At 58.8% G+C, this 15,706-nt stretch carries 13 protein-coding genes; 12 read left to right on the top strand and 1 reads right to left on the bottom strand.

Annotated features, from left to right (window positions below; translation table 11 throughout):
* Positions 1–160 precede the first annotated feature (160 nt).
* Positions 161–976 carry a hypothetical protein gene (locus tag ML401_RS24195; RefSeq protein ID WP_285807156.1) on the top strand — a complete coding sequence of 272 codons (816 nt, stop codon included), beginning with the start codon at positions 161–163 and terminating at the stop codon, positions 974–976.
* 25 nt (positions 977–1,001) lie between these two features.
* Here ML401_RS24195 and ML401_RS24190 read toward each other — a convergent pair whose 3' ends face one another.
* The gene (locus ML401_RS24190; RefSeq protein ID WP_285807155.1) at positions 1,002–2,618 is read right to left on the bottom strand and encodes a hypothetical protein; all 1,617 of its coding nucleotides are present in this window, start codon (positions 2,616–2,618) and stop codon (positions 1,002–1,004) included.
* A 595-nt stretch (positions 2,619–3,213) separates the two neighbouring features.
* On the opposite strand from ML401_RS24190, the gene ML401_RS24185 reads away from it, so the two are divergent.
* From ML401_RS24185 to hisH (ML401_RS24135), 11 genes are all read left to right on the top strand, one after another.
* Positions 3,214–5,088 carry an ABC transporter ATP-binding protein gene (locus tag ML401_RS24185; protein WP_285807154.1) on the top strand — a complete coding sequence of 625 codons (1,875 nt, stop codon included), beginning with the start codon at positions 3,214–3,216 and terminating at the stop codon, positions 5,086–5,088.
* 267 nt (positions 5,089–5,355) lie between these two features.
* On the top strand, positions 5,356–6,357 hold the full coding sequence (locus ML401_RS24180) for a Gfo/Idh/MocA family protein (RefSeq protein ID WP_285807153.1): 1,002 nt from the start codon (positions 5,356–5,358) through the stop codon (positions 6,355–6,357).
* A gap of 11 nt (positions 6,358–6,368) precedes the next feature.
* Positions 6,369–7,319, top strand: a complete 951-nt coding sequence (locus ML401_RS24175) for a Gfo/Idh/MocA family protein (RefSeq protein WP_285807152.1) — start codon at positions 6,369–6,371, stop codon at positions 7,317–7,319.
* Positions 7,320–8,765 carry a hypothetical protein gene (locus ML401_RS24170; RefSeq protein WP_285807151.1) on the top strand — a complete coding sequence of 482 codons (1,446 nt, stop codon included), beginning with the start codon at positions 7,320–7,322 and terminating at the stop codon, positions 8,763–8,765. It begins immediately after the preceding gene.
* Positions 8,762–9,379: an imidazole glycerol phosphate synthase subunit HisH gene (hisH, locus tag ML401_RS24165; protein ID WP_285807150.1), complete on the top strand. Its 618-nt coding sequence runs from the start codon at positions 8,762–8,764 to the stop codon at positions 9,377–9,379. Before ML401_RS24170 ends, hisH (ML401_RS24165) begins: the two co-directional genes overlap by 4 nt.
* Before the next feature lie 44 nt (positions 9,380–9,423).
* On the top strand, positions 9,424–10,134 hold the full coding sequence (locus ML401_RS24160; protein WP_376717294.1) for an AglZ/HisF2 family acetamidino modification protein: 711 nt from the start codon (positions 9,424–9,426) through the stop codon (positions 10,132–10,134).
* Positions 10,135–10,303: 169 nt separating this feature from the next.
* Positions 10,304–11,386 carry an N-acetyl sugar amidotransferase gene (locus tag ML401_RS24155; protein WP_376717293.1) on the top strand — a complete coding sequence of 361 codons (1,083 nt, stop codon included), beginning with the start codon at positions 10,304–10,306 and terminating at the stop codon, positions 11,384–11,386.
* 105 nt (positions 11,387–11,491) lie between these two features.
* Complete coding sequence (locus tag ML401_RS24150) at positions 11,492–12,703, top strand: glycosyltransferase family 4 protein (RefSeq protein ID WP_285807148.1); 1,212 nt, start codon at positions 11,492–11,494, stop codon at positions 12,701–12,703.
* Positions 12,704–12,947: 244 nt separating this feature from the next.
* Positions 12,948–14,264 carry an N-acetyl sugar amidotransferase gene (locus tag ML401_RS24145; RefSeq protein ID WP_285807147.1) on the top strand — a complete coding sequence of 439 codons (1,317 nt, stop codon included), beginning with the start codon at positions 12,948–12,950 and terminating at the stop codon, positions 14,262–14,264.
* A 25-nt stretch (positions 14,265–14,289) separates the two neighbouring features.
* Positions 14,290–15,051 carry an imidazole glycerol phosphate synthase subunit HisF gene (hisF, locus tag ML401_RS24140; RefSeq protein WP_285807146.1) on the top strand — a complete coding sequence of 254 codons (762 nt, stop codon included), beginning with the start codon at positions 14,290–14,292 and terminating at the stop codon, positions 15,049–15,051.
* Positions 15,051–15,698 (top strand): imidazole glycerol phosphate synthase subunit HisH, encoded by a 648-nt coding sequence (gene hisH, locus ML401_RS24135; protein WP_285807145.1) that lies wholly within the window; start codon positions 15,051–15,053, stop codon positions 15,696–15,698. The genes hisF and hisH (ML401_RS24135) overlap by 1 nt, the downstream gene beginning before the upstream one ends.
* The last annotated feature ends 8 nt before the right edge of the window (positions 15,699–15,706 follow it).

The following is a 15,706-nucleotide window of genomic DNA, read 5'->3' as shown; positions in this document are numbered from 1 at the left end:
TGGGCCCTGTTGCGTTATCGCTTCTTTTTGAGGTATTCCTGAAGGGCGGAAGCATGGCGCGATCTGCACGTCAAAAAATACCGTGACATGGGTGCTGCTCTTGTTCAGAAGTCTGATAGCTCATCGGCCTGTACTGGCCTTAACTAGCGGATAATCGTGAATGGCTCTCTCCAGTATCATCAGGCGCAAACCCAAACTCGACGCGCGACTTGGGCGCGCGTTGTACGGCAATCTATGCTCTTTTTCCTATAACTTCGAAGGCCGGCGCAATTTGCGACGTTTGCGCGCTGACGGCCCCCGCCCTTCGGCAGCCGCGGCCGAGTTTCTAGGCTCGATGGCCAGGGACGGATTTTATCAGTTGCCGGAGCCGCTTTCATCTCACGTCATGATCGGTGTCGTCGAAATCTACCGGGCGGCGTTGGCAGACTCCACCCGGTCGGCCGCCGTGATGAGCTTGAGGGCGCAACAGGATGGGCTCGACGTTTACTGCCGGGCTGTTGAAGACAAAGATGTTCCCGAACTTCGGCAGTTGATTACCGCTGAAGTCAAAACGCTCGTGGAGTCTTATTTTGGCGGCGAGCCGAAAATAATCATGTCATGTGCGCGGCGGACGGAGCATGTTCCACCTGCTATCGCCCGCGAATATGACATCTATTCCAATTCATGGCATTGCGACAATGAGCCAAGTGATCGATTGAAAATGTTCGTCGCCCTGAACGATATCACAGATGTCAGTGGTCCTCTCCATTTGCTCAGTCGAAAGCGCACCCGCCAACTCCTAAGAGAGGGATTCAAGAACAGGGACGATACTGGCATCCCACTCGAGAAAATCGAAGATCCGGCGTATCTCGTCAAGTTTACTGGTCCGGTGGGCTCGGTGATGTTTACCAACGTGACGCAGTGCTTGCACCGCGCAGGCGTGCCCGCCTCCGGGCAGTTCCGCGATATTGCTGAATTTCAATTTCGGACTGAGTGAGCGTGTTGTTCCCTGACGTGCCATATTAGGAAGAAGTCTTTTTTTCCTCAATGGATGGGTTGGACTGAATCCGCTTTAAAACCTCACGGGTCAGATTTTCGACATTCTTCTGCGGATCCATGGGATAGTCCTGTGGCGGATAGTCGGCGATGCCTTCAAAGCCGAAGTGACGAAGCGACTCAATGTAGTCTTCGAACTGTTCTGATGTCGGTCCTCTAACATGTTCGGCTGCCCCGATCATAGAAGTCGACCGCTTTCCATCGTCAGCCAGATCGGTATGGTCTCCAGGAATTATATCAGGCTTACCGATTATCCCTGAGAAGAACGTTCGCACGTCAGCCTGTGTCCGAACCCGCGTCACGCCTGGGCAGTCGCGATACCAGGCGTCGCCGAATAGCATAGAACGTTTTCCGCGTGCCGTAGCCTCAAGCGCCACGGTTCCACCGGTTGTGGCTACCACGCCGGCGCGGTCGATCAAGGTAAAAGGATCAGTGGACGTGCTGACGATGGTGGCGCCCATCGCGGCGATGGCCGGATAATATTCAGCGTCTCGGCAAGTGCCGCCGGCAAAGTGCGGGCTGAATTGGTTGGGATGCTCCTTGACGACAATGCCCCAATCTTTGGGCTTTCCTGCTGCGATATGGCGTATCATCAGCAACTGGTTAGCGTGAATATCGGCTTGGGGATTGCTTGTCCGCTCTGGCTGTCCTGCCAGCGGCACATAAATAAAGTTCCGCGGAAGCTCGGAAGTCTGCAGGCTTTCATAAATGCCGCGAAGATGCTCGACGTCTTCAATGTTTGCGGCAAGTTGGTCGATATAGCGGGTGTTAGCAAAATCGCCGCTGAACGAATTCCGCAAGGGGACGTTGCGCTCCTTCACCAGCGAGGTGATGTTGATCAATTTTTGATTGTCACCGTACTTGCCGCGATGCTTCTGATCCGCAATTTTGGTTTCATTGACCAGTTTGGCAATGGCTTCTCGATTGTTTTTCATCGTTTCACGCTTCTCGCGTTCGGCGGCGACCTCGCGCGCGGGCTTCGCCATTGCATAGTCGCCTCGAAGTCTCGCAACGATGGTCTTGGTTTCGTCAGATATCGGATAATGGCCGAGGGTGATTTTCGGCCCAATCCGGTAGTCCGGCATTGCCAGCGAATAGGGCGGCAGGATTGTGATTTCTTCGAACATCAGTGTCGGAATTGATAGTGCCCTGCATAGCGCCAGCAGGATGTAGTCATAGACGACATGAGGCGGGGCCGGAAACACCACGAGATCGGGCCGCGCGCGAGAAAGTTCATCGCGCCACAGGCAGAGATGATCAACAAACAGCGCGCTGCGTTCTAGAAATGACTGATCCCGATTGGGATCAAATTTGTTCATCATGTCGTAGATGGTTTGGGCATCTTCGCGCCACACCTTCTCGCAAGCCTCGTCAAATTCGAGGGACGTTGGTTTGCGTCCGTATTGGTCGAGCCCGCGCTTTGCGTCGATCGTGTCGTGAAAGATGGACGCGGGAATATTGCCCTTGGCATGGGTCCACGCCGTCCATTTAGTGACGGTGACGCCGGATTGCTCCAACAGCCTTACGACATCGACCCAGTGCGGCGCGGAGCACTCGATCAAAAAAATAGAACGTCGCGACATAGGGGTTACCAGTCTGCTGGGGAGGACGAAGACTATCATTACCGCTCTCGATCAATCAACCCGTAGAGGAACGACGCTCCAGCGAGGCATGAGTTGCTCTCGATCACTTGCCCACCGGTTGTAGACTGCAGTTTTTATTATTTTTTGGTGGGAAGGGCACTCCGTCCCCGGAGATGCACGAAAACCGACTTCGAGGTCACGCGTATCCAGACATACTAACAACGGCCACGTCGTCCCAGCTTTTGCTAAGATCAGACGACGCCCTGGCTTGCGCCGACGTCCTGCCTTACCTCAATCGAATATCGCCAATTAATATCGGCCCATCTAGCTTGGGAGCTGGGTAACCGTTAAGGATCGTCAGATCAGAAGTGTCGGAATATCCTTGACATAACTTCTAAAATTGCCATGAACGATATTCTCGAGTCGCTCGATCAATCTATAGGCGGTTTTGCCTCCTGAAAGCGTGGACTTCGATCGCGTCAAAGCGTCGTACGGCTTTTCAGTTGAGTGGCAATCTCGTCGTTCTATGAAATACAGTGAGAGTTTTCTTGACAGCTGAGCAAGCGACCCGCGGGCGCATATCGAAGGTTTCGCGATGATCGCGCAGAGACTGAGGGACTATCGCGCGCTGTTTTCGCTCGGCTGGCGATATCGGGCTGGTCATGGGCGCACCATCGTACTGTTTGTGGTTTTGGCCGTGTTAGGCGTTCTGACCGAGAGCTTTGGCGTGTTCCTGCTCGTGCCGCTGCTCGAGACGATGGGCCGCAGCAATATTTTTTCCAGCGTTCCGCTGCTGGGGAGCATTTCGGGCTTGTTCGAGGCGCTGCCGGTGGAGACACGCCTGATCTGGGCGGGCGCCCTGATGCTCATTGTGGTGCTCTTGCGTGGTATTCTGCAATTCACCCAGGAGTATTTGGGTTACGCGATTCCGCACCGCGTCGACTTCGCGCTTCGATTGAAGGCGTTCGATGCCTTGATCTCCACAAGCATGCAGTTCATCGACTCGATCGGCGCGGGCCAGATTTCAAATGTGACGGTGAGCCATCCGGCCCGAATGGGAATTGCCATCCGCTTCTTTGCAACGCTTGTCTCGAGCATTCTCGTGCTCGCGAGTTATATCGTCGTCCTCACCGCCGTCTCGCCGTTTCTGTTTATCATTGCCAGTGTGTACGTGATCGGCGCGACGCTGTTGTTCAGGGCGTTGACGACCAGGCTGGTGCACAATGTGGGCACGGAAACGTCCCAGGCCAATCAGCAGTTTGCCCAGGCGTTTTTTGAGACGCTGAATGGCGCCAAGCTCATTCGCCTTGCCGGCGCTTCTGGCGTCGTCAAACGCGATGTCGAGATATCGGTGGCGAGGTTGGAGCGCGCGCGCGACAAGACGGTCGCTGTCGAAAATATGATCGTCCCGTTTTTCAGCACGATCGGCGGGATTCTGATTTGCCTGACCGTCATGGTCATCGGGGTATTGGATCCCGCCGTCGCCGCCCGGGCGGTAGGCGTCCTCGTGATATTCTTTGTCCTGCTGTTTCGCATCCTTTCGCCACTTAGCATTCTCAGTATTTCCCGCAATAATATCATCGTCCATCTCGATGCATTTCGCGAGTACGAGGCGTTCCTGAATGCTTGCGAAAATGCGCGTGAAGTGGACGGTTCGAAGGAGTTGGAATCATTTTCCGGCGGCATAGAGCTCCAGAATGTGTCCTTCAGTTACACTTCGGGCGGACCGGAAGTTCTCAAGAATCTCAGCTTTACCGTGCCGCGGGGCCACATGGTGGCCATCGTCGGCAGCTCCGGCTCCGGCAAGTCGACGATCGTCAATCTGATCGCGAGATTGTACCGGCCGAATTCAGGCCGGATTTCGATAGATGGAGAAGACCTCAATAGCCTGTCGGTCAATTCGTGGTGGCGCAGGCTGGGCGTGGTCACTCAAGACATCGTCATGACCAACGATAGCATCAGCGCCAATCTGTGCTTTGGCCTCCGGAAGGAGCCGCCGATCGAGCAAATTCGAGCCGCCGCAAGCCTGGCGGCGGTTGATGACTGGATTGTATCGCTGCCGGAGGGATACGGCACGGTGCTCGGTGACCGCGGGTCGAGGCTGTCCGGCGGTCAGCGACAGCGTCTTGCGCTGGCGCGAGCGTTCCTGCGCGATCCCGAGGTCATCATTCTGGACGAGGCGACCAGCGCGCTCGATACGCTCACCGAACGAACGATTCAAAAGCAATTGATGGCGCTGGGGCGACGCAAGACGATCATTGCGATTGCCCACAGGTTGTCGACGGTGCGCCGGGCTGATTCGATCGTCGTGCTGGATCAGGGGCGCGTGGCCGAAATTGGCAGCCATAACGACCTGCTCGCCAAGGGCGGGATCTATGCCCGCATGATCGAATCGCAATCGCTCGATATCGTCGACGACACGGAGCCGACCGACAGCGCGGAAGCCGTTGAATCCGTCCCGCACGGGTGATGAGGAAGATCATCACAAACGAGGTGCTGGACGTGTCCCTTTACCCGGGCCACCTTCCCAAGCTGCCTGCATGGCATCATGGACCCTCGATCGACTGAATGACGGCGATTGGGCCCGTATCGGGACTGACGGCTGTCTGCCCCGCCGGTTGCCTTGACGGCACAATCGTCGTAGCAACGGGCTTGAATCACAGACCTTCGGCGACCGAAACCGATCTCGGCACGGTTCGGATATGCGCCGCTATTGGAGACCAGAATGAGAGTTTGTGTGATTGGGGTCGGGCGTATGGGCCGCCGACATATTACCGCCGCCCGCAATGCCGGATTTGAGCTCGCCGGCATTTTCGACCAGTCCGCCGAGGCACTCGCGACGACGCTGACGGAATGCAATGTCGACAAGGCCTTAGCGTTCGACGACGCGACCCAAATGCTCCAGACGGTGCGGCCCGATGCCGTGGTGATTTCGACCACGGCGCCCAGCCATTGCGAGTTCGTTTGCGCGGCCGCCGGCGCCGGCGTGCGCTATATCCTGTGCGAGAAGCCGATGGCCTGCTCGTTGGAAGAGTGCGACCGCATGATCGCCGAGTGCCGTGCGGCCGGAGCAAAGCTCGCGGCTAACCACCAGATGCGGTTCATGGAGCAATACACCGATATCAAGGCGCTGACGGAGACGGCAGAATTCGGCGGATTGCGGTCCATGGTCGTCACCGCGAGCAATTTCGGTCTCGCCATGAACGGTTGTCATTACTTCGAGGCCTTTCGCTATTTGACCAACGAAGAGGTGGCCGAAATATCCTGCTGGTTCGACCCGAACAATGTGCCCAATCCGAGAGGTCCCCAGTATGTCGACCGCTCAGGGCAATTGCGCGGCATCACGGCGTCCGGGGTACGGCTGATCATCGAGCTTGGGGCCGACCTCGGGCATGGCATCGAGGTTATTTACGGATGCCGCAACGGGCAGATCCTGGTCGACGAGCTGGCTGGATTTGTTCGCGGCATCCATCGATTGCCCGAATACCGCGACCTTCCGACCACCCGGTACGGCATGGGGGCAAACGAATTTCAACGCAAGATCGCCCAGGCCGACGTGACCAAGCCGACGGAACACCTTTGGCGCGCGATGCTTTCGGGTGGCGCATACCCCACCGGCGAGGACGGGCGGCACGCTGTCGCTGCGCTGGTGGCGGCAAACCTTTCGGGTGAAAACGCCGGCCGCATGGTCGCCCTCGGAAACGGATTGCCGATCGAACGCAAATTCATGTGGGCCTGAGGAGACTGGATTTGGCTTCAGGATTGAAAGTCGCCTTCGTCGGCGCGGGCTATATGGCCGAAGAGCACATGCGGGCCTTCGCCGGTCTGCCCGACGTGACCATTGCCGGTATCTACAGCCGTACCCGCGAACGCGCCGAGAAGCTTGCAGCCGTTCACGGCACCAAGGTCTACGATTCCGTTTCCGATCTCTACAGCAGGACGCAGGCAGATCTGGTCGTCGTGACGGTCATCGAACTCTCGATGGCGGACGTCGCGGCCGCCTGTTTCGAACATCCATGGACCGTTCTGCTCGAGAAGCCCGCCGGCTACGATCTTGCCGATGCCACGCGGATCCGGGACGCGGCCGACCGCAGCGGACGTCGGGCATTCGTGGCCTTCAATCGCAGGGCCTATTCCAGTACGCGGCAGGCGCTCGAGATGCTCAAGGGCAGCTCGTCGGAGCGATTCATCAAGGTCATCGATCAGCAAGATCAGCAATCCGCCATGCTGGTGAACAAGCAGCCGGAACTTGTGGCGCGGAACTACATGTTCGCGAACTCGATCCACCTGATTGATTACTTCCGCGTTCTTGGCCGCGGCGAAGTCGCGAGCGTCGAGCCGATCGTGCCCTGGAAGCCGGGACGGCCCGGACTGGTTTTGGCGAAAATCAACTTCAGCAGCGGCGACGTCGGGCTCTATGAGGGGATCTGGGATGGTCCCGGCCCCTGGATCGTCACCGTCAACACGCCGGAGCAACGCATCGAGCTGCGACCGCTTGAGCGGGTGTCCGTCCAGCTGCGGGGTAGCCGGGCCGTTACCACGCGGGAGATCGATGCCGACGATACCGCCTACAAGCCGGGATTGCGTTATCAGGCCGTGCAGGCGATAGCGGCGACGCGCGGCCAGCCGGCCAACCTGGCTACCATTGGGGATTCCTGGCACTCCATGAAGCTGGTTTCGGATATCTTTGGCCTGAGATGAATGGCGTCATTCCCGTCACCCCGGTCGGAAGCTGAAGTCACCGCTGTTCTGGAGGAGTTTGAGCAGCGTCACCGGGTGTTCGAACTGACGATCGGTGGGATATCGCTGTGGCGGATTCTCCGCTTCGAGATTTCCTTCACCATGCAAAATCTCGGGCTGTCGCGCCCGATGGCTTCCAGGCGCGAAATACTGGCGAGCATGTTTTCCGCCGTCAGACAATTAATCGTCGCGCCGCGCGGCATCCAATATCTCGGCGCCACCATGAGTTCGGCCCTGCGCACATTCGATGGACGTGGATGGCGCGACATCTACTTTGATCCAATCATCGACGGGATCGGTGGTGGCGGAAAGATGCTGTATGTCGATGCGCCCGGCTTTGAGCAACATGCCAGGGGCGCAGTTCGTCAGCCGGTCTTCAACGACACCTCGGTGGTGGCGCTGAGCGCCGTTCTAGGGCGCATCTTCGGGGTGCGCGGCCATGTTGATGTTTTCCAGAAGCTGTCACAAACCATCATCAACGATCTCGACCTGCCTGAATTTACGGCAGAACGAATTCGCCGCAAATACAGCGTCCTGATCTGGCGCAGCTGGCTCTATCGCATCGTTCTGCGGCGGCTCCGGCCTGGTTGCGTCATGATCCCGAACTCCGGACAGTTTGCGCTGTTTCTGGCGGCGCGCGCGCTCGGCATTCCCTTTGTCGAAATGCAGCACGGCATCTTCAGCGAAAACCATCCAGATTCACTTCCCGCTGCGGCGCTCGAATTCGATCAAGGTGCGATGCTGCTGCCGGATTTCCTGACGGTCTATGGTTCGTGGTGGGGCGACCTATTGAAGGACTCGGCGCTGGGCCGGCTCGGCCGGATTCGCGAGGTCGGCGCCTCGTGGATCGAGTCCGCCCGGGCGCTGCGTCAGCGTCAGTTCTCGACCGATCCGGACCGGCCCGTGGTGACCCTGACATCACAGGGAACTGGCGTGGAGCAATTGGCTGATTTCGTAGCGGCGTTCCTCAAACTCTGTCCGGGCCCCCTGCAATTCAATATCCGGCTGCATCCGGGCTATGAGATCGGTACAAGCCACTATGAGAGCAGATTTTCCGGAGATGACCGGGTAAAGCTGTGGCCGGGCAATTCCAGGCCGGATACGTTCGAGATGATCGCCATGTCCGATCTACATCTGAGTGTCTCCTCGGCGTGCCATTACGAGGCGCTTGGGATCGGCACGCCGACCGGGGTTCTGGCGTTGCCCGGACACGAACTGGTGCTCGACCTTGTGAGACGCAACGACGCCGCCTTGGTGGATAATCCCTCTGCGTTGGCCACGTTGATCGAGAACCGCGCCTGGCCCACGGTATCAAATCGTGTTTCGGACCAATATTTCCGTCGAGGCCACATCGAGAACATCCGGGCGCTTCTTGCCGAATGCGGCAACATGGGGAAGATCAAGTGATTACGATCGTCGATTATGGGACCAGCAACCTGGGATCGATGCAAAACATGCTCAAGAAGATTGGTGCAGCCTCCAGGATTGCGTCATCGCCGGATGACCTTGACGGGGCCAGCAAGATCATCGTGCCCGGAGTGGGTTCGTTCGATGCAGGCATGGGCAAATTGCGGGAATCCGGCATGATCCCGGTGCTGAATCAAAAGGCGTTGGTCGACAGGGTTCCGACCCTCGGGGTCTGCCTCGGGATGCAATTGATGGCGCGGAGCAGCGAGGAGGGGGCGCTCTCCGGTCTCGGCTGGATCGAGGCCGAAGCCGTCCGGTTCGATCAGAACGGAGATCCCGGTCTCAAGGTCCCGCATATGGGCTGGAACGAAGTTATTCCGGCCAAGGCTTCCGCGCTCACCGCGAATTTCCCCGCCCATGCGCGGTTCTATTTTGCCCATTCGTATCACGTGAAGTGCAAGGTGGCGGAAGACGTCCTGCTCGGGGTGTCCTATGGGTCAGGTACATTCACGGCGGCATTCGAGCGCGGCAATTTGTTCGGCGCGCAGTTTCATCCGGAAAAGAGCCACCGCTTCGGAATGGCGTTCCTCAGGAATTTTGTAGAGCGATGCTGAAGACCCGCGTCATTCCCGCGCTGCTGCTGCGTGGCGCCGGCCTCGTGAAGACGACCGCGTTCAAGAATCCGGTCTACGTTGGTGATCCCATCAATGCGATCCGGATATTTAACGAAAAGGAAGTCGACGAACTCGTGCTGCTCGATATTGCGGCCTCGCGCACCGGCAGCGGGCCCGCATTCAGCACCATCGAAAGCATCGCCAGCGAATGTTTTATGCCGGTCGCCTATGGCGGCGGAATAACGACTATCGAGCAGGTGCGCAGGATACTGGGGCTCGGTGTCGAGAAAATCGTCGTCAATGCCGCTGCGCTGGCCGATCCGCAATTCGTGCGCGCGGCGGCCAATGAATTCGGCAGCCAGGCGATCGTGGTATCGATGGATGTCAAACGCAAGCTGCTGGGCCGTTACGAGGTCTATGGCGACAGCGGCACCAGGTCTACGGGGCACGAGCCGGTGGTCTACGCCCGGATGATGGCGGAGCTTGGCGCCGGTGAAATTCTCCTCACCGCGATCGATCGCGACGGGACCATGAAAGGTTACGACATCGAACTGGTGTCGAAGGTCGCTTCGGCGGTCGGCATTCCCGTGATTGCCTCCGGCGGCGCGGGCACGATCGCCGATTTCGGCGTGGCGTCGAAACAGGGAGGCGCCGCGGCGGTCGCCGCGGGAGCGATGTTCGTGTTTCACGGCCCCCACCGCGCCGTGCTCATCACCTATCCCTCCCATGCCGAACTGTCAGCGGTCCTCGGTTGAAACGGACCCGCGCAGGACTTGCGTACGATCAGTCCGGTCTGCGGCAGGCAGGCCGAAAATCAGTATTTCTCCAACGACCGGATTTGCTTTAATCAGGGCGAGCCGCCATGAAAATCCGGCGATGTGTTCAAGAGGGACCGAGAGTGTGACAGTCTGCACGAGATGCATCATGGATACGACCGATCCGGACATCTCTTTCGATGCGGCGGGGGTCTGTAATCATTGTCACCGCTACGAGGAGGTCGCCCGTCAGCGGATCATCCCGCCGGCACAGCGCCAGGAGCGTCTCGCGCAACTGGTTGCCGAAGTGAAACGGGCGGGCGAGGGAAAGCGCTATGACTGCGTCATCGGGGTCAGTGGCGGGGTCGATAGCACCTATGTGGCGTGGGTGGTCAAGAACCTGGGATTGCGCCCCCTGGCGGTCCATCTCGACAACGGCTGGAATTCCGAACTTGCCGTTGCCAATATCGAGAAGACGCTCAACAAGCTCGGCATCGATCTTTATACCCATGTCATCGACTGGGAAGAGTTTCAGAATTTGCAGATTTCATTTCTGAAGGCGTCGACGCCCGACGGCGAGGTGCCGACGGACCATGCGATTTTCGCGCTGCTGTACCGGATCGCCGCGAAACACGGGCTCAGGCATATCATCACCGGCACCAACGTGATATCGGAGGCGATCCTGCCGGAGAAATGGGGCTATGGATATTTCGACTGGTCCTATGTGAAGGATGTTCACCGCCGTTTTGGTTCGGCGAGGCTTTCGACCTATCCGCATTTCTCCTTGCTGGATCTGTTCTACTACGTCTTTCTCCGCCGTATCCGCATGGTCTCGGTTCTCAATTTCATCGACTACAACAAGAACCAGGCGATGAACATTCTGCAGAATGAGCTCGGTTGGGTCTATTACGGCGGCAAGCACTATGAATCGATCTACACGCGGTTTTATCAGGCTTATTTGCTGCCGCGCAAATTCGATATCGACAAGCGCAAGGCGCACTATTCGAATCTCGTCCTGTCCGGCCAGATGACGCGGCCCGACGCGGTCGAGGCCATGAAGGCGCCGGTTTATCCCGCCGATCTTCTGGAGGAAGATCGTCAATATGTCATCAAGAAGCTCAATCTGGATGCGCAGCAGTTCGAAGCGATCATGGCGCTGCCGCGCAAGACCTTCCTGGACTATAAAAACAACCGCGACGTGTTTGCGTTCGCCAAGCGGCTGGTGAATTCGTCGCGGCGATTGATCGGATAACGTGAAAGACCTCCAGAACAGGCTCGGGTTTGCGAAACGGTACGCTGATCGGGCCGCCTGTCGCGGGTCGTCTGCGCGCGGGATGGCGATGGCGAAAAACGAGTCATGAGGGTTCTCTATATTCACATGACGGGCGCCTTTGCCGGCGGTTGCCGCAGCCTTTATGAGGTCGTGCGCGCGTTGCCGACGGGCGCCGTTGAACCAGTATTCGTCGCGCCGCGCGGCAGCGTTCATGCCTTTCTGTCGAAGCTCGGGGACATGATTGAGACGGCCGGGATCAGCCAGTTCGACAACACGCGGTACGGCTACTATCGCGGACTGCGCTGGCTGGTGTTGCTTCGTGAGATCGCTTTCGTGCCGTCGACAATCGCAGGGCTTCTGCGGGCCCGCCGTCAATGGAAGTCCGTCGATCTGATTCACATCAACGAGATCACCGGCTTGCTGCCGTGGCTGTTTGCCAGCCGGCTGTTCAAGGTGCCGGTCGTCGTGCACGTGCGTTCGGTGGTCAGGGATGACCGCGAATCCCGCCGAACTCGCTGGATCTCCCGGATGTTGCGGGATCGGGCGAGCGCCGTCATTGCCATCGATGAAAACGTGCGGGCCAGCCTGCCGCCGGATCTGCCGGTCGATGTCATTCACAATTCGCTGTCGCTGGACGCTCCCGAGAAGTCGGCTGCCACGCTTGCAGACCAGCTCAAGCTGAAACCGGACTCGTTCAAGGTTGGGTTCGTCGGCAATCTGTTGCGTGTAAAAGGCATTTTCGAACTGATCGAGGCCGCGCGCCTGACGCGGGATCGCGGCCTCAATGTCGAGTTCGTCATCGTCGGCGGTGATGCGAGCGGCTCCAACACGCTGAAGGCCCGTATTCTGAACCGACTTGGAATCGGACAGGACGTAGGGACCGAGGTCAAGTCCAAAATCGAGGAGCATGGATTGGCTGACCGCGTGCACATGGTCGGCTTTATGGCGAATATTGCGCAGGCCTATGCCTGCATGGACGTTCTATGTTTTCCGTCGCACTACGATGCGCCGGGTCGCCCGATCTTCGAGGCCGCCTTTCTGCGGGTTCCCAGCATCGCGGCGGTCAGGAAGCCGCTGGCGGACACGTTGGTCCACGGCGTGACCGGCTTGGCGGTTCCACCGCATGATGCTCAAGCATTGGCGGATGCCATCGCCGCGGTTGCGTCCGACCGGGCGCTGGCGGCGCGGATGGGCGAGGCGGCCTACCAGATGGCCGTATCCAATTTCCAGGCCGTCAAGAACGCGGCCAAGCTCCTGGAGGTCTATCGGCGGGTGACCGGGGCGTCTCGCGCCTGAATCTGGGGTGGCACTGTCGGCCGTACAGGGCACCCGGCTTTCTGCCGCCGGCCGACCGAAAGGCCGCCTAAAGCCCTAGATCATTGAGCAAAATCGGCTATTTTGCTGTGCAATAATCATTGGTTTTTCCGCCTCCGATAGCTTAAGAAGCGGCTCAATCCCGAAATCTGATCGAGCTTGCGGCCGGCCTGGTCGTTGGCTGCGGACAGACGGTCACGACGCTGGCGAGTTAGAGGTTTCCCGCATGGAAAAGATTCAGGCCCCCCAAGACATCGACAAGTCGCTCTTTGCGCCGGACGCGACCAATCTGACCACCCGCTTCGGCCTCCCAAAGAAAGTCGTGTTCTGCAAGCGTTGTGTTATTTCCAACCAGCGCCCGAATTCGGCGGTCGAGTACGCCCACACCAAGGAAACCCAGAAGAAGACCATCTTTTTTGACGCCGAGGGCATCTGCGACGCCTGCCGCTTTGCCGAGAAGAAGAATGCGACCATCGATTGGGATGAACGCGAGCGCCAGCTGCGCGATCTGCTCGACCAGCACCGCAGCCGCGACGGCAAGTATGATTGCATCCTGCCGGGATCGGGAGGCAAGGACAGCTTTTACGCCTCCCACATTCTGCGCACCAAATACGGCATGCACCCGCTCACGGTCACCTGGGCGCCGCATATCTATACCGACTGGGGCTGGAAGAACTTCCAGAGCTGGATTCACGCCGGCCACGACAACATGCTGATGACGCCCAACGGCCGCGTGCACCGGCTGCTGACGCGGTTGGCGGTCGATCTCTTGTTCCATCCGTTCCAGGCCTTCATGTTCGGACAGAAATCGCTGGCGCCCAAGATGGCGCTGCTGCACAAGATACCGCTGGTGATCTACGGCGAGAACGAAGCCGAGTACGGCAATCCGATCGGCGATACCGATTCCGCCAAGCGCGACTGGTCCTATTTCACCTCCGACGACCAGTCGAAAATCTATCTCGGCGGGGTTTCGATTGCCGACCTGAAAAACCAGTTCGGGGTCGAGCACCAGGACTTGCTGCCCTATCTGCCCGCCGATCCCAACGAGATCGAGCGGCAGAAGGTCGAGGTGCATTATCTCGGCTATTATCTGAAGTGGCATCCGCAGAGCTGTTACTATTACGCCGTCGAGCACGGCGGTTTCCAGGCTTCCCCGGAGCGAACGCCGGGCACCTACAGCAAGTACAACAGCATCGATGATCGCATCGATGACTTCCACTATTACACCACCGGGGTGAAGTTCGGCATCGGCCGCGCGAGCTACGACGCCTCGCAGGAGATTCGATCTGGCGACATCGACCGCGAGGAGGGCGTCGCACTGGTGAAGCGTTTCGATCACGAATATCCATCACGCTTTGCTGAGGAGATCTTCCGCTATCTAAGCATCCCCGAAAAGGAGTTCCCGGAGGCGAGCAAGATGTTCGAGAGCCCGATCATGACCGAACAGTATTTTGCCCGCCTTGCCGACAGTTTCCGTTCCCCCAATCTGTGGAAATGGGTCGGCAACAACTGGCAATTGCGTCATGCGGTGTGGGAAGAATAGGTCCGGATCTGGCGGGTAATCCGACGTGAGCAACCTCAGAATCATTCCTCGGCTGGACATCAAGGGGAAAAACCTCATCAAGGGCGTCCAGCTCGAGGGCTTGCGCGTGATGGGAGACCCGCAGGAGTTCGCGCTCGACTATTACCGCGCCGGCGCCGACGAACTGGTCTACATGGACATCGTCGCCAGCCTGTACGGGCGGAACAATCTGAGCGACATCATCCGGCGCGCCGCCGATCAGGTCTTTATTCCCATAACCGTCGGAGGCGGGATTCGCTCGGTCGATGATGCCCGGCACATCCTGAGGTCGGGGGCCGACAAGGTCGCCATCAACACGGCGGCCATCGCCCGTCCGGAGCTCATTGGCGAAGTTGCGCGCCATTTCGGCTCCCAGGCCATGGTTTTGTCGATTGAGGCCAAGCAGGTCGCCCCGGGCAAGTGGGAGGCCTACACCGACAATGGCCGGGAACGGACCGGGCTGGATGTCCTGCAATGGGTCCAGCGCGGCGTGGAAATGGGGGCCGGCGAGATTCTGTTGACCTCGGTTGACAGGGAAGGCACCCGAAAGGGATTCGACATCGATTTGATCAGCCAGGTCAGCAGGCTGGCGACCGTTCCCGTGATCGCCAGCGGCGGCATGGGCAGCATCGAGGACTTCCTGAAAGTGGCCGAATCGGCCCGGCCCGACGGGATTTCTATGGCCGACACCTTGCACTATAAGCGTGTGCAATTGGGGGACATCCGGGCTGCCGCGTTGAAGGCCGGATTGGCTGTCAGGCAGGTTTAATGGCCACGAAGATCACATTACTCGACTACGGCATGTGCAACATGCTGAACGTTGCCCGCGCGCTGGAGCACGCGGGCGCCGACGTCCATGTTACCGAAGATCCCAAGGATGCCGTGGCCGCCGAGCGGCTCGTGGTTCCCGGGGTCGGGGCCTTCTCCGAATGCATGCGTGCGGTCAACCGTCTCGGCCACGGCGAAGCCATCCATCAATTCGTCAGGTCCGGCCGTCCGATGCTCGGCATCTGTGTCGGCATGCAGATCCTGTTCGAGGCCAGTGAGGAGTTCGGCGAGACGCCGGGCCTCGGCGTTCTGCCTGGACGCGTGCGGATGATTCCCAACACCAATACCGATGGCGTCCCGCAGCGCGTACCACATATCGGCTGGAATCATCTAATCGAGCCGCAGGCCGGCCGCAGCTGGGAAAAAACCCTGCTTGAGCCCTTCGGAACGGAAGGCCCTGCGGTCTATTTCGTACATTCGTTCGCCGCTCAGCCCGCGAACGACGATGACCGGCTTGCCGATTGCGACTATGGCGGTCACCGGATCAGCGCGATGGTCAAACGCGACAACGTCACCGCGACCCAATTTCATCCCGAGCGTAGCGGCACGGTCGGGTTGCGAATGCTGAAAGAATTCCTCTCGCAATAGCGTGGTTC

This window comes from Bradyrhizobium sp. 62B, from assembly GCF_030272265.2.
In the GTDB taxonomy this organism is placed as follows: Bacteria; Pseudomonadota; Alphaproteobacteria; order Rhizobiales; family Xanthobacteraceae; genus Bradyrhizobium.
This window is presented reverse-complemented; position numbering and strand designations above follow the sequence as displayed.

What these genes read in the sequence shown, in the direction of transcription:
- hisH (WP_285807145.1), top strand. Translation starts at nt 15,051, where the DNA reads ATGGCCACGAAGATCACATTACTCGACTACGGCATGTGCAACATGCTG.
- ML401_RS24150 (WP_285807148.1), top strand. Translation starts at nt 11,492, where the DNA reads ATGAGGGTTCTCTATATTCACATGACGGGCGCCTTTGCCGGCGGTTGC.
- ML401_RS24170 (WP_285807151.1), top strand. Translation starts at nt 7,320, where the DNA reads ATGGCGTCATTCCCGTCACCCCGGTCGGAAGCTGAAGTCACCGCTGTT.
- ML401_RS24195 (WP_285807156.1), top strand. Translation starts at nt 161, where the DNA reads ATGGCTCTCTCCAGTATCATCAGGCGCAAACCCAAACTCGACGCGCGA.
- ML401_RS24145 (WP_285807147.1), top strand. Translation starts at nt 12,948, where the DNA reads ATGGAAAAGATTCAGGCCCCCCAAGACATCGACAAGTCGCTCTTTGCG.
- ML401_RS24185 (WP_285807154.1), top strand. Translation starts at nt 3,214, where the DNA reads ATGATCGCGCAGAGACTGAGGGACTATCGCGCGCTGTTTTCGCTCGGC.
- ML401_RS24190 (WP_285807155.1), bottom strand. Translation starts at nt 2,618, where the DNA reads ATGTCGCGACGTTCTATTTTTTTGATCGAGTGCTCCGCGCCGCACTGG.
- ML401_RS24155 (WP_376717293.1), top strand. Translation starts at nt 10,304, where the DNA reads ATGGATACGACCGATCCGGACATCTCTTTCGATGCGGCGGGGGTCTGT.